Genomic DNA, 21095 nt, shown 5'->3' with positions numbered 1-21095 from the left:
ACATTGCCTCCTGAACCGTTCTTCATGGAGGCTTGTGTATGTCTCGTCACCGCATACTTGCAATTATTACTGCGTTACCGCTGACCCTGACGGCTTGTGGTGAGCAACAACCATCTGATCCACGTACGCAAGTACCGCTGGTGCGCACCGTCACGGTCCATGATGCTGAGGTTGGATCACGCTCTTTTACCGGGGTCGTCGCAGCTCGCGTTGAGAGTGACCTGGGATTTCGTGTCTCTGGCAAGGTGCAGCAACGCCTCGTAGACACAGGGCAAACCGTTAAACAGGGTCAACTGCTGATGCGTATTGACCCTGTCGATTTGAAACTCGCCGCACACGCACAACAGGCGTTCGTTGCGGCGGCCAGAGCAAGAGCGAAACAAACCGCGGAAGATGAAATCCGTTACCGAAATTTACGCGGTACGGGTGCGATCTCCGTTGCCACTTACGATCAGGCCAAGGCGGCGATGGATACAGCCCAAGCCGAACTGCGAGCCGCTGAAGCACAAGCGGCAGTGGCCCGTAATTCCACCGGTTATACGGATCTGATCGCCGATGTTGATGGCACCGTAATCGCAACGCTGGTGGAGCCTGGGCAAGTCGTTAATGCCGGGCAAGCCGTTGTGCGCATTGCCCACGCGGGGGCGCGTGAAGCCGTCATTCAATTGCCAGAAACATTGCGCCCGCCATTGGGCTCCCTGGGTCAGGCAACACTCTTCGGAAGACGCGATGGCACATCGGCGGCAACGTTAAGGCAGCTCTCGGACGCAGCAGACACGGGCACTCGTACCTTTGAAGCACGATATGTGCTGACGGGTTCACTGCAAAATGCACCTTTGGGCTCCACAGTTACCCTCCATCTGACCGAGGATCCGGTTGCGGCAACAGCGGGCGTTCAGATCCCGGTCAGCGCCTTGTTCGATACCGGTAAAGGCCCTGGCGTGTGGCGTGTCCACGGCCAACCGACAAGGGTCTCATGGAGCCCTATTACGGTGTTGAACCTTGGCAGTGACGCTGCCCGCGTTGCAGGCCATATCAAGCAAGGCGATCTAGTGATCGCCATGGGCGCGCACTTGCTTCATGAAGGGGAGTTGGTACGCACGCTCGCCCCCTCTGCCGATGTGACAACAGAGGATGCACGCCCATGAGCGAACGCCGCTTCAATCTGTCGGCGCTTGCGGTACGCGAACGCGCCATCACGCTGTTTCTGATCCTGCTGATCTCGCTGGGCGGGGTCACGGCCTTCTTCAAACTGGGGCGGGCCGAGGATCCCTCATTCACCATCAAGGTCATGACCATCATCACCGCCTGGCCCGGCGCCACTGCGCAGGAGATGCAAGATCAGGTCGCCGAGAAGATCGAAAAGCGACTGCAGGAGCTGCGCTGGTATGACCGCAGCGAAACCTACACCCGTCCGGGGCTGGCCTTCACCACGCTGACCTTGCTGGATAGCACCCCGCCGTCGCAAGTGCAGGATGAGTTCTATCAAGCCCGTAAAAAGGTCGGCGACGAAGTGCGCAATCTGCCACCCGGCGTGATGGGGCCATTTCTCAACGATGAATATGCCGATGTGACCTTTGCCCTGTTCGCACTCAAGGCAAGGGGCGTACCACAGCGTGAGCTGGTCCGGGATGCGGAAATGCTACGCCAGCGCTTGCTGCATGTGCCCGGGGTGAAGAAGGTCAACATCGTTGGCGAGCAGTCTGAGCGGATCTATGTCGAGTTTTCCCATGAGCGCCTGGCCACGTTAGGCATCAGCCCGCAAGACGTGTTCACGGCCCTGAACGGCCAGAATGCTTTGACGCCAGCCGGCGCTATCGAAACCAGGGGACCCGAGGTGTTCATTCGCTTGGACGGTGCCTTTGACGAACTGCAAAAAATACGCGACACCCCCGTCGTGGCGCAGGGACGCACGCTGACGCTATCTGATATCGCGACGGTGAAACGGGGTTATGAAGATCCGGCGACCTTGATCATCCGCAATGGCGGCGAACCTGCGCTGCTGCTGGGGGTCGTGATGCGCGACGGCTGGAACGGGCTCGATCTGGGCGAAGCCCTGGATAACGAAATCACCGCCATCAATGCCGAGCAACCGCTTGGCATGAGCTTGAGCAAGGTGACCGACCAGGCCATCAACATCAGCTCGGCGGTCGATGAGTTCATGATCAAGTTTTTCGCGGCGGTACTCGTGGTCATGCTGGTGAGTTTTGTCAGCATGGGCTGGCGTGTCGGTGTCGTGGTCGCCGCTGCCGTGCCATTGACGCTGGCTGTGGTCTTTGCCGTGATGCTCGCGACCGGTAAAAATTTCGACCGCATCACCCTGGGGTCGTTGATCCTGGCCCTGGGGTTGCTGGTGGATGACGCCATCATCGCCATCGAAATGATGGTGGTGAAAATGGAAGAGGGCTATGACCGTATCGTGGCGTCGGCTTACGCCTGGAGTCACACCGCAGCGCCCATGCTCTCGGGCACCTTGGTCACGGCCGTCGGATTCATGCCCAATGGCTTTGCGCGATCCTCGGCGGGTGAGTACACCAGCAACATGTTCTGGATCGTCGGCATCGCGCTGATTGCCTCCTGGGTAGTGGCCGTGGTGTTCACGCCATACCTCGGGGTCAAGCTGTTACCCGCTGTCAAGCAAGTCGCAGGCGGCCACCATGCTCTCTACAACACGCCGCGCTATCACCGCTTTCGCAAACTGCTGGGCAACGTCATCGCCCGCAAGTGGCTCGTGGCAGGCTCGGTGAGCGCGCTGTTCGTCGCATCTGTGCTGGGTATGAGCATGGTGAAGAAGCAGTTCTTCCCGATCTCGGACCGCCCTGAAGTCCTGATCGAAGTACAGATGCCCTATGGCACCTCGATTACCCAGACCAGCTTGGCGGCAGGCAAGGTGGAAGCCTGGCTGGCCAGGCAGGAGGAGGCCAGGATCGTCACCGCCTACATTGGCCAGGGGGCTCCCCGTTTCTTTTTCTCGATGGGACCTGAGCTGCCCGATCCGTCGTTTGCCAAGATAGTGGTACGGACGGACAACCAGAACGAACGCGAAGCGTTAAAACTAAGACTACGCCAAGCCATTGCCGAGGGACTGGCCCCCGAGGCACGGGTGCGCATCACCCAACTGGTGTTCGGCCCCTACTCCCCCTTCCCCGTTGCCTACAGGGTGGCAGGACCGGATCCGGCTGTGCTGCGCAACATTGCGGCTGACGTGCAACAGATCATGCACGCCAGTCCACTGATGCGCACGGTCAACACCGACTGGGGAGCCCGCGTGCCGACGCTGCACTTCACCTTGCAGCAGGATCGACTGCAAGCGCTGGGGCTGAACTCAAGCTCGGTAGCACAGCAACTGCAATTCCTGCTCAGCGGCATACCGGTCACTGCGGTGCGGGAAGACATTCGCACGGTACAGGTCGTTGCGCGATCGGCGGGCAACAACCGGCTCGATCCGGCCAGGATTGGCGATTTCACAGTGGTTGGAGCCAATGGACAGCGGATCCCGTTGTCGCAAGTGGGCAAGGTCGATGTCCGCATGGAAGAGCCGGTCATGCGCCGACGCGATCGGGTACCGACCATCACGGTACGGGGTGACATCGCCGAAAACTTGCAGCCGCCAGACGTATCGACGGCGATCACCCGACAATTGCAACCCCTCATCGCTGCGCTGCCAGCTGGTTACAGCATCGTAGAGGCAGGATCCATCGAGGAGTCAGGCAAGGCAATGGCGGCCATGTTGCCTGTCTTCCCCATCATGCTGGCCATCACCTTGCTCATCATCATCCTGCAGGTGCGCTCGATGGCGGGCATGGTCATGGTCTTTCTGACCAGTCCGCTGGGTCTGATCGGCGTGGTGCCGACACTGTTGCTGTTCCAGCAGCCCTTCGGCATCAATGCGCTGGTTGGCCTGATTGCACTGTCGGGCATCCTGATGCGCAACACGCTGATATTGATCGGGCAGATCCGTGAAAACGAGCAGGCCGGGCTAGACCCTTTCCATGCGCTAGTTGAAGCGACCGTGCAGCGTGCTCGTCCGGTCATTCTGACTGCGTTGGCGGCAATCCTCGCCTTTATTCCGCTAACCCATTCGGTGTTTTGGGGAACGCTGGCTTACACGCTGATCGGCGGCACCTTTGCGGGCACGATCCTGACGCTCGTGTTCCTGCCCGCCATGTATTCAATCTGGTCCAGGATCCAGCCTGGTTGAAACAGGGATCAGCAAAACGTTGGAATGAGATAAGCCCCAACCTGGTGCTGAAGGTTATCGATGCCTCTTCGAGCAGGCAGAGAACAAATGAGATGCGCGATCACCGCCCTGACACTGCACAGAGCCAGGGCGGTGATACCACTATTGGCGCGCCGCCAGCACCCGCTCCACGGTATCGACGATAGCCTGGGTCTGGGGATCGATCTCGATGTTGGTCTGCCAGCCAGCCTTGACCCAACCCAGGTTGGTGCGGGCCAGGGTCTCGGGGATCAGGTGAACGCAAAACTCCCGCTCGCGCACCTCACCGATGGTCAGACTGATGCCATCGATGCCGATGTAGCCCTTGGTCAGCACATATTTCATCAACTCGGGGGCGAGGCGATACCACACCTGACGGTTGTTGGGGGTGTCGATCACCGAGGTGACCTCTGCCATGCCGATGATATGGCCGGACATGGCGTGGCCACCGATCTCGTCGCCAAAGCGGGCCGCCCGCTCCACATTGACCTTGTCCCCCACCTGCAACAGGCCGAGGTTGGTGAGGCGCAGGGTCTCCTGCATCAGATCGAAGCTGACCAGATCCCCCTCGACCCGGGTGACGGTCAAACAGCAGCCGTTGTGGGCAACCGAGGCACCGAGGGCCAGCCCTTCCCCCCACGCCGGGCTCGGCATGCGGATCACATGGGTACGGAAGTTGGGTTGCTGCTCGATGGCCACCAGTTCGGCGGTCCCCTGCACTATGCCAGTGAACATATCTCTCGTCTCCTGCGACGGCAAAAAGGGCAGGTTAACCTCGGGCAGAGAGTGAGACAAGGGTACAGGCTGACAAGCTTGCGCCCGATCGCTATAGTGACGCCGTTCACATCCGGGTAAACAAGGAAAAAAGAAATGCAGGTATATCAATGTTGTGAAGCTATTCGCATCGCTTATAACCAGATCGGCTCCGGCGAGCAGGGCTATGTGCCAAACGCCATCGCCGCTACTATCCGCGCCCTCAACGCCGTTGCCGCCGATGAGCGCGTGCCCGCCGAGCTGCGCGAGCAGGCTGCCTATGCCGCGGCCAACCTGCTGATCAGCGATCACGAAGACGCCTGATCCTGCCCCTCGGGGTGGCAACTATTTCGTCCTGGATGAATTTCAGGCTAGAATGCCTCCCCCACCCTTTGCACTTTCGTCCGAAAGTGCAAAGGCTCTTCCCGATTTCCGCTCTTTTTTTACTCTTATCTGATCCACTCGGAGGTGTCAGTGCAACGTTATTGGTCCGAGGCGAAGCAGCTCGTCCGTCTAGCCAGCCCCATTCTGGTCGCCCAGGTGGCCCAGGTCGCCATGAACTTCGTCGATACCGTGATGGCGGGACAGGTGAGCGCGGTCGATCTGGCGGCCGTGTCGGTGGCGTCCAGCTTCTGGCTACCGGTGATCCTGCTGGTGCAGGGCATCATCATGGCGCTGACCCCCATCGTCTCCCAGCTCAACGGTGCTCGCAAACGGGAAGAGGTGCGCCCGGCCGTTCATCAGGGCTTCTGGCTGACACTGATCGTCACCCCGCTGGCAATGATCGCGCTCTATTACAGCCCGCTGGCGTTGCAATTTATGGATGTGGAGCCGGTGATGGCCGCCAAGACCAGCGGCTATCTGCATGCCATTCTGTGGGGCCTGCCCGCCTTTGCGATGTTCCAGGTGCTGCGCAACTTCAGCGAAGGACTCTCCCACACCATGCCCACCATGGTGATCGGCTTTGTCGGGCTGGCGGTCAATATTCCCGCCAACTACATCTTCATTCACGGCCACTTCGGCATGCCGAAACTGGGCGGGGTAGGTTGCGGTGTGGCCACCGCCATCGTGCTGTGGGCCATGCTGCTGGCGATGATCCTCTATGTGAAGCTCTCCCGTCACTTCACCGAGATCCGGCTTTTCTCCCAGCTGGTTCGCCCCAACGGCAGCCAGATCTGGCGCCTGTTTCGCTTGGGGTTCCCCATCGCCATGGCGATCTTCTGCGAGGTGACCCTGTTTGCCGTAGTGGCGCTGATGCTGGCCCCCTTTGGCGCCGAAACGGTGGCGAGCCACCAGATTGCGCTCAATTTCTCCAGTCTGGTCTTTATGCTGCCGCTCTCCATCGGGGTGGGTGTCACCATCCGGGTAGGCCACAGCATCGGTGAAGGCCAGCCCCATCACGCCCGTGTGGCCGCCCGCACCGGTCTTATGCTGGGCGTGAGTGTCGCTGCACTCACCGCTACGGTGACCGTGCTGCTACGGGAGCACATCGCCAGCATCTATACCGATGACCTGCAGGTCATCGCCCTGGCGGCCACCTTGCTGTTCTTCGCAGCCATCTACCAGCTCTCCGACTCGGTGCAGGTGGTCGCGGCCGCTGCGCTGCGCGGTTACAAGGATACCCAGGCGATCTTCTACGTCACCATCGTCGCCTACTGGGGACTGGGGCTGCCCACCGGCATGATCCTGGGTCTGACCGACTGGCTGGTACCGCGGATGGGGCCACAGGGCTTCTGGATTGGCTTTATCGTCGGCCTCACCAGTGCCGCCCTGATGCTGGGGGCGAGATTGCGCTACATCTACGGCCGTTTTGCCACTCCGGAGGCCTGCACCACCCTGTCGCGGGCCCAGTAACAGGGCTTGCTAAGCGACAACTCGCCTGCAAAATCAACAGGCTGCGCAAGAACTGGGCAAACAGTCTCCTTTGTGCATATGGCCTGTTGACAGCCTTGGGGGGCATGGGTAGTATGCCGACCACGCCAGCAATGCTGGTGCAGTGAAGTGGGTTTGTTGCTCGGTTGGTCAGAGCATGACCTTGGCATGGTGAAGATTGTGTCGTTGGTTCGAATTCATTTCATCGAGTGGGTTTATAGCTCAGTTGGTTAGAGCACTACCTTGACATGGTAGGGGTCGTTGGTTCGAATCCAATTAAACCCACCACTTTTCTGTGATGCGTCCTTAGCTCAGCTGGTTAGAGCACCACCTTGACATGGTGGGGGTCGGTGGTTCGAATCCACTAGGACGCACCATTACAGAACACTGATTATGCGTCCTTAGCTCAGCTGGTTAGAGCATCACCTTGACATGGTGGGGGTCGGTGGTTCGAATCCACTAGGACGCACCATTCAGTTTGAAAGATATGCAAATATTGCAGGTGTGGGTTTATAGCTCAGTTGGTTAGAGCACTACCTTGACATGGTAGGGGTCGTTGGTTCGAATCCAATTAAACCCACCACTTTCCTGCATGAAGAAGTCAAAAGTCGCATTGTGCACCCTGCGTCCTTAGCTCAGCTGGTTAGAGCATCACCTTGACATGGTGGGGGTCGGTGGTTCGAATCCACTAGGACGCACCAAATTAAAAAAGCCCGCTCATCGAGCGGGCTTTTTGCATTCTGTCCAGCCACTCCCCTTCCCGCCAATCCGTTCAGCACCGACCGGGCAATGGCGCAGAGCCTTGTTCCAATAAAAAGCCCGTGTCATCCGATAAACGACACGGGCCGGATAGACGCCGCCAGATCTTCAGCTCTGCACGGCAATCTCGTACTTCTTTATCTTGCGATAGAGGGTGGCAATCCCTATCCCCAGCGCCTGTGCGGCCAATTTCTTGTTGCCAAGCCGCTGCAGGGTCTCTTCAATCATCTGTTTTTCCATGCTCTCAAGGCCGCTCTCACCCGGGACGGACTCAGGCAGCTTCTCCGACATGGCCGCGAGCGGTGCGGCGGCAGGGACATTGAACGCCGCATCCAGGTTGGTCACCGGGATCGACTGGGCCGTCACGCGATGGGGCTCCTGATTGCGGATGATATTGGGGGGCAGCAGGCTGGCGTCGATCACCTCGCCCGCCTGACTGACGTTGACCAGATATTCGATGAGGTTGCTGAGCTCGCGCACGTTGCCCGGCCAGCGATACCCCTTGAGCAGCGCCATCACCTCGGGTGCCAGACCGGGGTAGACGATACCGATGCGGCTGGTGTGCAGGTTAAGGAAGTAGTGGGTCAGCAGCTCCACGTCCCCTTCCCGCTCCCGCAGCGGCGGCAGGTTGAGGGGGATGACGTTGATGCGGTAGTAGAGATCCTCGCGAAACTTCCCTTCGGCGATGTATTGATCGAGATGCTGGTGGGTGGCGGCGATGATACGGATATCCACCGGCACCGGTCGACTGGCCCCGATGGGGGTCACCTCCCGCAGCTCCAGCACCCGCAGCAGCTTGGCCTGCATGGTGAGCGGCATGTCGCCAATCTCGTCAAGGAACAGGGTGCCCTGATGGGCTGCCTGAATCAGGCCCTGCTTGCCACCGCTGGAGGCACCGGTAAAGGAGCCCTTCACATAACCAAACAGCTCGCTCTCCAGCAGTTGTTCGGGAATGGCGGCACAGTTGATGGCAATAAAAGGTTTGTCCTGACGTGGACTCAGGCGATGGACGGCGCGGGCCACCACCTCTTTACCGGTGCCGCTCTCGCCGCAGATCAGCACGCTGGAGGGGCTCTGGGCGATGCGGTGCAGCAGCCGCTTGAGGGTGCGCATCGGCTTGCTCTCGCCGATGAGCTGATCAATCCGCACATCCGGATCTGGCTCCTGAACCTGACCGGAGTGGGATTGGTGAAACGCCATCAGAAAGAGCTGCTGGCCCTGCACATGATGCAGCTGGCCGATGATCAGCTCCTGACGTCCTTCGAAGGTGATGATGTGCTGGATATGGCCACTCAGCCCCTGCCGGGAGAAGGTGAGCGGACGGATCCCCAGCTCGCGCCCCTGCAGCTGTTCCTGCTGGCAACCCAGATGATGGAGCGCCGCCTCGTTGGCGTAGAGCAGCTGGCTCTTGTCATCGAGCAGCAGGCAACCCTGATCCATGTTGGCCATCAGATTGAGGAACACCTTGTTAACCCCGTCCGACAGCCCGCGCGAATCGAGCAACTTGGCCACAAAGATGGTGGAGATGTGGCGCACATAGTCACACACATCCTGCAGATTGTTGTTGAGGCGCGCCTGCTGCTCGTCGCTGAAGGCCACCAGACTGATCACCCCGATACAGCGCTCATCCACCATGATCGGCACCCCGAGGAAGGCGCGCTCACGGCAGCTCTCCTTGCAGGTACAACCGTCACACACGGGATCATCGCTGGTGTGGGTAACGATCTTCTCCCGCTGGTTATCAATCACATAGCGCAGCAGGCGGGAATCCCCTTCCAGCTGACGTCCGAAGAACTTGCCATAGGGCCCGGTGCCAGCCACCCGAACCATATCGGCATCCACAATCTCGACCTCAAGCTGCAGCACACTCGCCAGCATCTTGGCAAAGCGCAAGATGGTCGGCTGGATCTGCATCAACAGACATTGGTTGCTCACGGATCTCATCCATCATTCCTTTTTGTTCTTGTTATCCTCCCTCTAAAGGGAGTCATGCTGGCCAGATACTAAGGGATATCAGGAGCAACTACTTCGGGGGGGATCACGAAAAGGGAAAATGGACGGTATTCTCAGAACCTTTTGAGGTGCGGATAAAAACCAATAAAAACAGAAATATAGAAGATGACTTCTGGCTTAACCCGGCAGATGGAGCGCGAGCCAGACCGCCAGCGGGATCACCAGCACAGAGAGGGCATTGCCGCCGAGCACGATACTGGCCACCTTGTCCGGCTGACAGTGATACTGCTCGCAGAGCATGTAATTCAACACCGCTGGCGGCAGCGAAACCGACAACATCAACAGCGGGATCCACTCCGTCTTGAGGGGCAACAACCAGATCGCCAGCAGCAGCGACAATCCCCCTGCCAGCAGATAGAGCAGGTTGCACTTGAGCGCGAGCCCAAGGTGATCGAGCTCCCCTTCCATCAGCCGAATGCCCAATGCAAAGAGCATCAGAGGTACCGAGATCTGACCCAGCAACGAGGCCGTGGTGACCACATATTCCGGCAGCGTGATATGCAGGTTGGCCACCAGCAAACCGGCCAGCGCGGCCCACAACACAGGGCTGCGCAACCACAGCCAGCGAGAGGTATTGGCCGAGAGGATAAACATGCCGACCGAGAAGTGCAGCAGGTTGGAGAGCACAAAGAGGATCACGATGGCCCCCAGTTGCTGCTCGCCAAAGGCCAGCACCATCAAGGGGATACCGAGATTGCCGGTATTGCGGAACATGGCGGGCAAGATCAGTGCCGCCCGCTCAATCCCTTTGAGTTTGAGCAGCGCGAGCAGCAGACCGGGTAGCAGAATAACCAATGCCCCCGCCGCAATCAGCGGTAGATGCTCCGCCAGCGCCAGCGGATACTTGACCAGCGCGGAGAAGACCAGCGCCGGGGTAAACAGCTCGATATTGGCCCGATTGACGTAACCGAGCGCAGCCCCAGGTCGCAATCGCCCATAGAGTGCGCCGAGCCCGACGACCCCGAACACCGGAATGACGATATTGAGCAGGGCGCTGAGCATGGGCGGCGTCCGTTACAGTTCGCGGGCCGGTTTGCCCATCAGCACCACCGGATCCAGCGTCACTTCCAGTGCGCCATTGCTGACCCAGAGCTGACCATCGGAAATGGTGCAGGTAAGGTGCATGGTGCGCTCGACCATGGCGGTAAGCGGCAAGGTCTGGCTGTCGGAGAGTTCGATGATGCTGAGGTTGTCGTGCTGGCTCAGCTTGCCCTGGTTCTGCTTCCACCAGACGCTGGTGCCACGACCGCCGTAGAGATAGAGCACCACCTTGCGGGCACGGTTGCAGGCCTTCTTCAGCCGTTTTTCATCGGGTTGGCCCAGCTCGATCCAGAGTTCTATTTCGTCCGAGTAGTTCTTGCACCAGAGCTCGGGCTCGTCATCGGCGCTCAGTCCCTTGGTGAACTCCAGTCGCTCGGCGGCGTGCCAGGCAAAGGCCGCCAGCCGGATCATCATCCGCTCATCGGTTTCGGAGGGGTGGCGCGCCAGCGTGAGGGAGAAGTCCTGATACAGATTGCGATCCATATCAGACAAACTGATCTGGGCCTTGAATACGGTTGCCTTGAGAGCCATAGAAAACCTTGAACACTTGGATAAGAGAAAGATGATTGAAAAATACGGGCGCCAGTGTAATCAAAATCGGCGGCGGGTTCGACCATCCAGACCAAAGATTTCCCCTTCCCTGCCGGGATAAGTGCTTTAAAAGACACAAAAAACAAATGCCAGTCCGAAGACTGGCATTTGGCGGCATGAGAAGCGACTCACTTCTCGGCGGACTGTACTCCGAACGCGTTCAGCAGCATGCAACAGGTCACTGCCACCGCCACGAATCCGCTCAGAAAGATAAAGGGCATGGCCCCGTATCCCAGTACTGTCCAGATGGTGTGTTCAAGAAGACTCATTGTTGTGTCCTTCATCCGGTGAAAGGTGTGTTCCTTCTGGCGGATATTGGCTCCGCTCTTGATGCCTCCATTTGACCTCAATCAGCGGTTGGGTCCTATGCCACCAAAGTGATAAATGCAGGGTTAATTTGCGCTGGATCAAACTTTTTGGCCAAATATCCATGTAGTTCAAGCAATTACCACCGCCAATCAAGCATAGACACAAAACAGGAAGGATAAAAAAACGCGCCGGATGGCGCGTTTCTTGGACAGCACAGGCAAGGGATCAGTTGTCGCACAGATCGCTTGGCATGTCCTGACGCAGGCGGGTCCACAGCTTGCCGGACTCGATACCGTACTGACGCACCGTCATGAACACGGCTTCGTGGTTCTTGGTCTCGGCCAGATTGAGCAATGTCTTGTAGTAGGCATCTGCGGTCTCGCGAGCCTGCTTGTCGGAGAAGTAGTAGCTGCCGACGCGGCTATACAACCCTTTGAAACCGTTCAGGATTAGGGCGTAGATCGGATTGCCGGAGGCAAACGCCAGCTGGTGGTGCAGGCGATAATCGAACTCGGCATAAGCTTGGGCGTTGTTCTCGACCCCATCGGCGCCACGCAGGATCTCGGCGGCCTGCTCCGGATTGTGACGGATCGCCCCGCGAATAAAGATGGTGCAGATGTGGGTACGGGCGGAGAGCAGCTGGGCTACCAGATCCGGCACCTTGTCCTGATCCAGACGAGCCAGTGTCTCCAGGATATTGAGGCCGGAGGTTTCCCAGAAATTGTTCACCTTGGTCGGCTTGCCATGCTGGATGGTCAACCAGCCATCACGGGCCAGTCGCTGCAGCACTTCGCGCAAGGTAGTCCGCGTCACCCCGATCAACTCGGATAATTCACGCTCGGCGGGCAGAATAGATCCGGGAGGAAAGCGATTGTTCCAGATGGACTCGATGATGTATTCCTCGGCAAACCCTGCTGGGCTCTGCGCTTTTATAACCATGAATTGACTCTGTTGTAATGCGTAAAAAGGCTGACGAATGATATCAAAGCGCAGATGGCTGGCAAGCATAAGGTCAGTCCTCTGCTCACATATGGCAAATATAGTGTTAGTAATATGTATTTAATCACCACAGGGGAGCCAGCCAACCCCGACAAGGTGGTTATAAAACAGGCACATGGGCAGAGATCCATCGGCTATCATTTATAATCGTCACGCTTTTTGATTAAAATCACGAGGAATCAGACAGATAAAGGCCAACATCCGGAGGCACAGGTCGAATCATCCTTGACTGCATAGAAGCAGATCCTAACAACAAAGTTGAGACCCATTATCATGCCAATAAGCCTAGGGCAGGCATTCGCCAAGAACTTCTTGGGCAATGCACCACAGTGGTACAAAAGCGCCATTTTGCTATTTCTGGTGATCAACCCGATCGCCTTCCACCTCGATCCTTTCATTGCGGGCTGGTTACTGGTCGTTGAGTTTATCTTCACCCTGGCCATGGCCCTCAAGTGCTACCCCCTGCAACCGGGCGGTCTGCTCGCTATCGAAGCCGTGTTGATCGGCATGACCTCCGCCGATCAGGTCAAGCACGAGCTGGTCGCCAATATCGAAGTGCTGCTGCTGCTGGTGTTCATGGTGGCAGGCATCTATTTCATGAAGCAGCTGCTGCTCTATGTCTTCACCAAGCTGCTGATCGGGGTGCGCTCCAAGATCCTGCTCTCCCTCTCCTTCTGTCTGGTGTCCGCCTTCCTGTCGGCTTTTCTCGACGCCCTGACCGTGATTGCGGTTGTGATCAGCGTCGCCACCGGCTTTTACGCCATTTATCACAAGGTCTCTTCCGGCAAGGAGTTCGGCCATCCCCACGACCATAGCCATGACGAGGAAGTCGCCGAGCGCAATCGCCAGGATCTCGACGATTTTCGCGCCTTCCTGCGCAGCCTGATGATGCATGCCGCCATCGGTACCGCGTTGGGCGGTGTCTGCACCCTGGTGGGCGAGCCGCAAAACCTCATCATCGGCGAGCAGGCTGGCTGGAACTTCGGCGAATTTGCCATTCGCATGTCCCCCGTGACCATCCCGGTCTTTATCTGCGGTCTGCTGACCTGCGTGTTGGTGGAACAGTTCCGCTGGTTTGGCTATGGTGCCCGCCTGCCGGACACGGTTCGCGCCATCATGGAGGAGTACAACCGCTACGAAGAGGCAAAACGCAGCCAGCAAGACAAGGCCAAGCTGATCGTTCAGGCATTGATTGCGATCTGGCTGATCGTCGGTCTGGCCATGCACCTTGCTGCCGTTGGCCTGATTGGCCTCTCGGTCATCGTGCTGGCGACCTCCCTGACCGGGATCACCGAGGAGCACTCGCTGGGTAAAGCCTTCCAGGAGGCACTGCCCTTCACCGCCCTGCTGGCGGTCTTCTTTAGCGTAGTCGCCGTCATCATCGATCAGCAGCTGTTCAAACCGGTGATCCAGCTGGTACTGGCAGCCAAACCGGAGAATCAGCTGGCCCTCTTCTATCTGGCCAACGGGGTGCTCTCCATGGTCAGTGACAACGTCTTCGTCGGCACCGTCTACATCAACGAGGTGAAGACTGCGCTGATCAATGGTGCCATCGACCGCGCCCAGTTCGATCTGCTGGCGGTGGCCATCAACACCGGTACCAACCTGCCATCGGTCGCCACCCCGAATGGTCAGGCCGCCTTCCTGTTCATGCTCACCTCGGCATTGGCGCCGCTGCTGCGTCTCTCTTATGGCCGCATGGTCTGGATGGCGCTGCCCTATACCATAGTGCTGGGACTGGTCGGCTTCTTCGCCGTGGAGTTGCTGCTCGCCCCGACCACCGAGTGGTTCTATCAGCACGGATGGCTGGTGATGGAGAGTGCGCTGCCGGCAGTGCAGCCAGCGCTTCATTAATCCGTGACTACGGATCCCGGGGGCCCTTCAGGGCCCTTTTCTTTTCTGCCCCGCTCTGCTCTAATTCAGCCACTGTTTTTTCTGAGAGATCAATGAGATGATCGAGTTTCTCCGCCGTATCGCAGCCCATCGGCTGGCTTGGGGTCTGCTGGCAGCATCAGCCCTGTTCCTCGAGTTGTGCGCCCTCTTCTTCCAACATGTGTTGGGCCTCTCCCCGTGCGTAATGTGCGTTTACGAACGGTTGGCGACCCTGGGTGTGCTGGCCGCCGGTCTGCTCGGCATGGTGGCGCCGGATAAGTGGTATGTTCGCTGGAGCGCCATGCTGCTGTGGGGCTACAGTGCTTTCCGTGGCTTCCAGCTGGCACTCCAGCATGTGGACTATCAGGTCAACCCCTCCCCGTTCAACGTCTGCAGCCCGTTTGCCGACTTCCCGAGTTGGGCTCCGCTCGATCAGTGGCTCCCCTGGCTCTTTATGCCGGAAGGGGATTGTGCCCAGATCACCTGGCAATTCTTCGGTTACTCCATGCCCCAGTGGCTGGTCGTCATCTTCGCCGCCTATCTGCTGGTCTTCACCGTGGTGGCCATCGGCAATCTGGTGAAAGGACGCTGCTGCAACTGATCTGCATCTCTGCGTGGATATAAGAAGGGGGAGCCATTGTGGCTCCCCCTTCTCGTTCTGTCTGACCGTATTTTGTCTGACGGTCGATTACGCCTTGGCGGCGCCCATCTTGGCCTTGACCGCGCCAATCACCATGGGCAACAGCGAGATACCGATGATGCCGAAGATCAGCAGGGTAAAGTTCTGACGCACCACCGGCAAATTGCCGAAGAAGTGGCCGGCATAAACGAAGGAGAGTACCCACAGCAGACCGCCAACCAGGTTGAACGCCAGGAAACGCGGATAGGTCATGGCCCCCATCCCCGCTACAAACGGTGCAAAGGTACGCACGATAGGCAGGAAACGGGTGATGATGATGGTCTTGCCGCCATGCTTGGCATAGAAGGCGTGAGTCTTGTCCAGATAGTCGCGACGGAAGATTTTGGAATCGGGATTGCGGAACAGTTGCTCACCGAAGAAGTGACCGATGGTGTAGTTGACCACGTTGCCGAGCACGGCCGCGATGATCAGTACCCCGGCCAGGGTGTGGACATCCAGCACGCTGCCCACGGTGAGGGCACCGGCGGCAAACAGCAGGGAGTCACCCGGCAGGAACGGCGTCACAACCAGCCCGGTTTCACAGAAGATGATCAGAAACAGGATGGCGTAAACCCAGACGCCATAGTTCTCGAACAGCTCTTTCAAATGCACGTCAACGTGCAGGATAAAGTCGATAGCAAAGAGGATCAGATCCATTTTTTCCATACCCATAAAGTGAACGGCGTGGAGTCTACGCCAATGCGATCAGGGTCACAATCTTCAGAACTGCCTCTTTTTCATCCCGCTGCGGCAGAGGTCAAATAAAACCGTTTTACCGCAGCTTGCCACGCGATGTATCAGGAGCAACCCGAAGAAGCGGACCTCCCTATCGATGAGGCGCTTGCTCCAGATCGCTGCGCACAGTGACGGGCAGGCAACGCTCCCAGCCCCACAACAACACCAGCAGCAGGGTCACATCATCGAGCCAGCCCAGCAGGGGCACCACATCGGGAACAAGATCCACCGGACTGATGCCATAGAGCAGGATAAGGATCACCAGTCCCTTCGCCCACCAGGGGGTGGCAGGGTGACGAAAACCCTGATAGAGACGACGCAGTCGTTGCCAGATAAGCCAGCGTTTGCGGCTCATGACTCGATCAACTCGCTGCGCAGCCGCTGGATCTGATCCCGCAGTGCCGCCGCCTGTTCGAACTCCAGATCCCGGGCATGCTGGAACATCTGCTCCTCCATCCGTTTGATCTCTTTGGCAATCTCGCTGGCTGAGCGGGCGTGGTACTCCCCTTGCGGCTCGGCGGCCTTGCGACTCCCCTTGCCTGCTTTGCCTGCACTGCGGCTGCCCCCCATGTCCATCACGTCCCCCACCGACTTGTTGAGCCCCTTGGGGGTGATGCCGTGCTTGAGGTTGTGGGCATGTTGCAGGGCGCGGCGCCGCTCGGTCTCCTCGATCGCCACCTTCATCGAGTTGGTGATGGTATCGCCGTAGAGAATGACCTTGCCGTTGAGGTTGCGCGCCGCGCGGCCGATGGTCTGGATCAGCGAGCGGGTCGAGCGCAGGAAGCCCTCTTTATCCGCATCCAGAATCGCCACCAGCGACACCTCCGGCATGTCGAGACCTTCCCGCAACAGGTTGATGCCCACCAGCACATCGAACTTGCCAAGGCGCAGATCGCGGATGATCTCCACCCGCTCGACCGTATCGATGTCGGAGTGGAGGTAGCGCACCTTGACGTCGTGCTCCGCCAGATACTCGGTCAAGTCTTCCGCCATCCGCTTGGTCAGAGTGGTCACCAGCACCCGCTCCTCCACCGCGACCCGCTTGCGGATCTCGGAGAGCAGATCGTCCACCTGGGTAGTCACCGGGCGCACCTCGATCTCCGGATCGAGCAGGCCGGTAGGGCGCACCACCTGCTGCACCACATCGCCACCGGACTTCTCCAGCTCGTAGGGGCCGGGAGTCGCCGAGACAAACACCGTCTGCGGCATCAGCGCTTCAAATTCGTCAAACTTGAGTGGCCGGTTGTCGAGCGCCGAGGGGAGCCGGAAGCCGTACTCCACCAGGGTCTCCTTGCGGGAGCGGTCCCCTTTGAACATGGCGCCGATCTGCGGCACGGTGACGTGGGATTCGTCGATGATGAGCAGGCCATCCCCCGGCAGGTAGTCAAACAGGGTGGGCGGCGGCTCCCCCGGCGCCCGGCCGGAGAGGTAGCGGCTGTAGTTCTCGATGCCGGAGCAGTAGCCCAGCTCCTGCATCATCTCCATGTCAAACTGGGTGCGCTGGCTGATGCGCTGCTCTTCCACCAGTTTGTTGAGGGACAACAGCTGCTCGCGGCGGCTGCGCAGCTCCTCCTTGATATGCTCGATGGCCCCCAGAATGGTCTCGCGCGGGGTAGCGTAGTGGGTCTTGGGGTAGATGGTGTAGCGCACCACCGTCTGCTCGATGGAGCCGGTCAGGGGATCGAACTGGGAGAGCCGCTCCACCTCCTCATCAAACAGCTCCACCCGCAGCGCCAGCTTGTCCGATTCGGCGGGGTAAATGTCGATCACTTCGCCGCGCACCCGGAAGGTGCCGCGCTGGAAGGCCATGTCGTTGCGGGTGTATTGCAGCTCAGCGAGACGGCGCAGGATATCCCGCTGGTTGATCACATCCCCCACTTTCAGGTGCAGCATCATGCTGAGATAGGCCTGGGGATCCCCCAGACCATAGATGGCCGACACAGAGGCCACGATCACCACATCGCGCCGCTCCAGCAGCGCCTTGGTGGCCGACAATCGCATCTGCTCGATGTGATCGTTGATGGAGGCATCCTTCTCTATAAAGGTGTCGGTGGTCGGCACATAGGCTTCTGGCTGGTAGTAGTCGTAGTAGGAGACGAAATACTCCACCGCGTTGTCGGGGAAGAACTCCTTCATCTCGCCATAGAGCTGGGCGGCCAGGGTCTTGTTGGGTGCCAGGATCATGGTAGGGCGGTTCAGGGGGGCGATTACATTGGCCATGGTGAAGGTCTTGCCCGAACCGGTCACCCCGAGCAGGGTCTGGTGGGCCAGCCCCGACTCGATGCCATCCAGCAGTTGGGCAATCGCCGTGGGCTGATCCCCGGCGGGTTGAAACTGGCTGGCTAACTTGAACAATTTGCTCATGAACACTCCCGACACAAAACAGCAGAGGAGCAGTGTAACCGAGGGGCTGGCAGCGGTACACCCGCGCCATCACCCCGCGAATGGCTTGACCACCTTTGGCACCTTCTGTATAGTGCTCCTCCTTGCCTGATGTTCCCCCGTAGTTCAGTCGGTAGAACGGCGGACTGTTAATCCGTATGTCACTGGTTCAAGTCCAGTCGGGGGAGCCAATTCCTCACCATCTCGGTGCAAGTTATCCACTTTAGTGCCCTCTCCTGCCAATTTTAATGCACAAGATCCCTCTTGCTGCTGACGCTCCCTTTTGTTACCCGTTCCGGCCCGACAGAGTTTTCTCCTGTCGTTTATAACTATTTGATTTTTATACAAACATTTTTCTTCCGGTATTTTTTGAACAGCACTTGCATCCCAGTTGTGGCGCGGCTTTGCGGGCGATGAACAAGATTCATAAACAGGGTTATCCACAGATTCTGTGGGTAAGTGCAGCAAACCCTGTCAGGACGCGGGATTGCCCGTTGTTGTCATCGGCAAGAGCCCGTTTTGCCAGCAAACCTGATTTTATGCTGTTTTGCCACGGACGCGGTAACAGACCGGCAACAGGCTCTATTGGCACTTTCCTGAGACATCTTTTTGACAGCCCTTTTCCCGTGAGCAAGCGGATAAAATCAAGCGATATTTGCATGGTTAGCACGGCGGCTCACCTGTGGTTGAATATGCCGAAACTGCGCTCCGGCGACCGGCTGGACAGCAGAATCTAAAATATTGCCCACGACCGGGCCGCGTCGGTAGCGGGCAGCATTTTTCACTAATTGACATCCGCTGTGGCAGCAAAAACCCCCTGATTTCATCCGCTTGTCTCCCTATCCCGCCACCGGCTCCGCAAATAGCGTCCGATAACGTCCGATTAATCGTCCCGTTGCGCTTCTTTATTGGGGATAGATCCGGCACAATATCGACCCCACTTTTTTCCTCGGTTTTTCCGGGCATGACCATAGATTTCGTGACACTGCTACATCAAAGCGACTCCCTGCTGCTGTTCGTGGTATTGGCCTTCGGCCTGCTGCTGGGCAAAGTTCGTCTTGGCAACTTCCAGATTGGCAACACCATCGGCGTGTTGTTCACCGCCCTGCTGTTCGGCCAGATGGGCTTCGAATTTGCTGCCACCACTGAAAACGTCGGCTTTATGCTGTTCATCTTCTGTGTGGGGATCGAGGCGGGCCCTCACTTCTTCAGCGTATTCCTGCGCGACGGCATCCACTACATCACCCTGACCCTGGTGATCTTGCTAACCGCCCTGCTGCTGACGGTGGGGCTCGCCAAGTTCTTCAATCTGGGGCCGGGCATGGCGGCGGGGATCCTGGCAGGTTCCCTCACCTCGACACCGGCGCTGGTGGGTGCCCAGGATGCCCTGCGCAGCGGTCTGCTCAACCTGCCCCATCAAACCGATATGCAGGCGGTGCTCGACAACATGGGTATCGGCTACGCCCTGACTTATCTGGTCGGTCTGGTGGGCCTGATGCTGGTGGTGCGCTACCTCCCCTCGCTGGCTCGCCTCGACCTCAATACCGAGGCGCAAAAAATCGCCCGCGAGCGGGGCCTCTCCGACAGCGAGAGTCGCAAGACCTATCTGCCCATCATCCGTGCCTACCGGGTTGGCCCCGAGCTGGCGGCCTGGATCGGTGGCCGTACCCTGCGCGAGACCGGCATCTACCCCCATACCGGTTGCTATGTGGAGCGGATCCGCCGCAACGGCATTCTGGCCAGCCCGGATGGTGACGCCGTCATTCAGGAAGGGGACGAGATCGCTCTGGTGGGCTATCCCGAGAGCCACGAGAAGCTGGACGTCAACTACCGCAACGGTAAAGAGGTGTTTGATCGCAACCTGCTCGACCTGCAGATTGTCACTGAAGAGATCGTGGTAAAGAACGACTCCGTGGTCGGCCGCCATCTGGTAGAGCTCAACCTCACCGAGAAAGGGTGCTTCCTCAACCGGGTGGTGCGCTCCCAGATCGAGATGCCGTTCGATCGCAACATCATGTTGCAAAAAGGCGACGTGTTGCAGATCAGTGGCGAGAAGCAGCGGGTCAAACTGCTGGCCAACAAGATCGGCTTTATCAGCATCCACAGCCAGACCACGGATCTGGTGGCCTTCACCACCTTCTTCGTACTCGGCCTGCTGATCGGCTCCGTCTCGCTGGTGTTCGGCCAGATCGAATTTGGCCTCGGCAACGCCGTCGGCCTGCTGCTGGCGGGCATTCTGATGGGTTACCTGCGGGCCAACCACCCGACGGTCGGCTATGTGCCGCCCGGCGCACTCAGATTGGCCAAGGATCTCGGTCTTGCAGTGTTTATGGTGAGCACGGGTCTGAAAGCCGGTGGCGGCATCCTCGACCACCTCAGCGAGGTCGGTATGGTGGTGCTCTTCTCCGGCATGCTGGTGACCACCTTGCCGGTGCTGGTGGGCTATCTGTTCGGGGTCTGGGTACTGAAAATGAACCCCGCTCTGCTGCTCGGTGCTATCACCGGTGCCCGTACCTGCGCACCGGCGATGGATGTGGTCAACGAGGCCGCCAACAGCTCCATTCCTGCGCTCGGTTACGCCGGTACCTATGCGGTGGCCAACGTGATGCTGACCCTAGCGGGCTCCTTTATCATCGGCTTCTGGTTCTAGCCAGTGGCCATCAAATTACCGCCAACAAAGAAGGGAGCCTCAGGCTCCCTTCTTGCTATCTGACTAGCAGGCTCATTGGTGTGACGTCACCTGACAGCAGCCATATGCGCTGACCTCTGCCCCCCTATCCCACGATGGCTGATGCTCTGCTCTGCTCTGCTCTGCTCTGCTCTGCTCTGCTCTGCTCTGCTCTGCTCTGCTCTGCTCTGCTCTGCTCTGCT

At 58.7% G+C, this 21095-nt stretch carries 16 protein-coding genes and 6 tRNA genes; 13 read left to right on the top strand and 9 right to left on the bottom strand.

What is annotated here, in order from left to right:
* The first annotated feature begins 38 nt into the window (after positions 1-38).
* Positions 39-1148, top strand: coding sequence for an efflux RND transporter periplasmic adaptor subunit (locus BSP75_RS03035; protein ID WP_075112169.1), 1110 nt, complete (start codon positions 39-41; stop codon positions 1146-1148).
* Positions 1145-4201: an efflux RND transporter permease subunit gene (locus BSP75_RS03030; protein ID WP_075112168.1), complete on the top strand. Its 3057-nt coding sequence runs from the start codon at positions 1145-1147 to the stop codon at positions 4199-4201. Before BSP75_RS03035 ends, BSP75_RS03030 begins: the two co-directional genes overlap by 4 nt.
* A gap of 141 nt (positions 4202-4342) precedes the next feature.
* On the opposite strand, the gene BSP75_RS03025 is transcribed toward BSP75_RS03030, so the two are convergent.
* Complete coding sequence (locus BSP75_RS03025) at positions 4343-4954, bottom strand: riboflavin synthase (RefSeq protein WP_058051544.1); 612 nt, start codon at positions 4952-4954, stop codon at positions 4343-4345.
* 135 nt (positions 4955-5089) lie between these two features.
* Between BSP75_RS03025 and BSP75_RS03020 the strand changes: the two genes are divergently transcribed.
* The 7 genes from BSP75_RS03020 to BSP75_RS02990 all read left to right on the top strand — a co-directional run bounded on the left by BSP75_RS03020 (position 5090) and on the right by BSP75_RS02990 (position 7545).
* Positions 5090-5296, top strand: a complete 207-nt coding sequence (locus BSP75_RS03020; RefSeq protein ID WP_005345813.1) for a YaeP family protein — start codon at positions 5090-5092, stop codon at positions 5294-5296.
* A gap of 150 nt (positions 5297-5446) precedes the next feature.
* Entirely contained in the window at positions 5447-6826 is a 1380-nt protein-coding gene (locus tag BSP75_RS03015) for an MATE family efflux transporter (protein WP_075112167.1), read from the top strand.
* 229 nt (positions 6827-7055) lie between these two features.
* Positions 7056-7132 (top strand) — tRNA-Val (locus BSP75_RS03010).
* Positions 7133-7144: 12 nt separating this feature from the next.
* Positions 7145-7221 (top strand) — tRNA-Val (locus BSP75_RS03005).
* Positions 7222-7239: 18 nt separating this feature from the next.
* Positions 7240-7316: transfer RNA gene (locus tag BSP75_RS03000), tRNA-Val, on the top strand.
* A 34-nt stretch (positions 7317-7350) separates the two neighbouring features.
* A tRNA-Val gene (locus BSP75_RS02995) sits at positions 7351-7427 on the top strand.
* 41 nt (positions 7428-7468) lie between these two features.
* A tRNA-Val gene (locus BSP75_RS02990) sits at positions 7469-7545 on the top strand.
* 166 nt (positions 7546-7711) lie between these two features.
* Here the strand turns inward: BSP75_RS02990 and BSP75_RS02985 are convergent.
* From BSP75_RS02985 to fadR, 5 genes are all read right to left on the bottom strand, one after another.
* Positions 7712-9547: a sigma 54-interacting transcriptional regulator gene (locus BSP75_RS02985; protein WP_075112166.1), complete on the bottom strand. Its 1836-nt coding sequence runs from the start codon at positions 9545-9547 to the stop codon at positions 7712-7714.
* 186 nt (positions 9548-9733) lie between these two features.
* A complete protein-coding gene (locus BSP75_RS02980) occupies positions 9734-10618 on the bottom strand; it encodes an AEC family transporter (RefSeq protein WP_058051547.1) in 885 nt (294 codons plus the stop codon).
* Between the two features lie 12 nt (positions 10619-10630).
* Positions 10631-11188 carry a YaeQ family protein gene (locus tag BSP75_RS02975; RefSeq protein WP_075112165.1) on the bottom strand — a complete coding sequence of 186 codons (558 nt, stop codon included), beginning with the start codon at positions 11186-11188 and terminating at the stop codon, positions 10631-10633.
* 188 nt (positions 11189-11376) lie between these two features.
* Positions 11377-11517 (bottom strand): TIGR02808 family protein, encoded by a 141-nt coding sequence (locus BSP75_RS02970; protein WP_005345965.1) that lies wholly within the window; start codon positions 11515-11517, stop codon positions 11377-11379.
* 265 nt (positions 11518-11782) lie between these two features.
* A complete protein-coding gene (gene fadR / locus BSP75_RS02965) occupies positions 11783-12496 on the bottom strand; it encodes a fatty acid metabolism transcriptional regulator FadR (RefSeq protein ID WP_042059071.1) in 714 nt (237 codons plus the stop codon).
* 333 nt (positions 12497-12829) lie between these two features.
* Here fadR and nhaB point away from each other — a divergent pair, with 333 nt between their 5' ends.
* Positions 12830-14410 (top strand): Na(+)/H(+) antiporter NhaB, encoded by a 1581-nt coding sequence (gene nhaB / locus BSP75_RS02960; RefSeq protein WP_075112164.1) that lies wholly within the window; start codon positions 12830-12832, stop codon positions 14408-14410.
* A gap of 97 nt (positions 14411-14507) precedes the next feature.
* The gene (dsbB, locus tag BSP75_RS02955; protein WP_058051550.1) at positions 14508-15029 is read left to right on the top strand and encodes a disulfide bond formation protein DsbB; all 522 of its coding nucleotides are present in this window, start codon (positions 14508-14510) and stop codon (positions 15027-15029) included.
* Positions 15030-15116: 87 nt separating this feature from the next.
* Here the strand turns inward: dsbB and BSP75_RS02950 are convergent, their stop codons facing one another.
* The 3 genes from BSP75_RS02950 to uvrB form a co-directional block, all read right to left on the bottom strand.
* A complete protein-coding gene (locus tag BSP75_RS02950; RefSeq protein ID WP_042657456.1) occupies positions 15117-15764 on the bottom strand; it encodes a DedA family protein in 648 nt (215 codons plus the stop codon).
* Between the two features lie 169 nt (positions 15765-15933).
* A complete protein-coding gene (locus BSP75_RS02945; protein ID WP_075112163.1) occupies positions 15934-16197 on the bottom strand; it encodes a DUF1232 domain-containing protein in 264 nt (87 codons plus the stop codon).
* The gene (uvrB, locus tag BSP75_RS02940; RefSeq protein WP_075112162.1) at positions 16194-18206 is read right to left on the bottom strand and encodes an excinuclease ABC subunit UvrB; all 2013 of its coding nucleotides are present in this window, start codon (positions 18204-18206) and stop codon (positions 16194-16196) included. Before uvrB ends, BSP75_RS02945 begins: the two co-directional genes overlap by 4 nt.
* A 133-nt stretch (positions 18207-18339) precedes the next feature.
* On the opposite strand from uvrB, the gene BSP75_RS02935 reads away from it, so the two are divergent.
* Together BSP75_RS02935 and BSP75_RS02930 are read left to right on the top strand one after the other, a co-directional pair.
* A tRNA-Asn gene (locus tag BSP75_RS02935) sits at positions 18340-18415 on the top strand.
* A gap of 773 nt (positions 18416-19188) precedes the next feature.
* On the top strand, positions 19189-20874 hold the full coding sequence (locus BSP75_RS02930) for an aspartate:alanine antiporter (RefSeq protein ID WP_042059020.1): 1686 nt from the start codon (positions 19189-19191) through the stop codon (positions 20872-20874).
* Positions 20875-21095: the final 221 nt, after the last annotated feature.

Origin of the sequence: Aeromonas sp. YN13HZO-058 (assembly GCF_001921245.1) — a bacterium.
Lineage (GTDB): Bacteria > Pseudomonadota > Gammaproteobacteria > Enterobacterales > Aeromonadaceae > Aeromonas > Aeromonas allosaccharophila.
The sequence above is the reverse complement of the archived record's forward strand: the minus strand, read 5'-3'. Positions and strand labels throughout refer to the sequence as shown.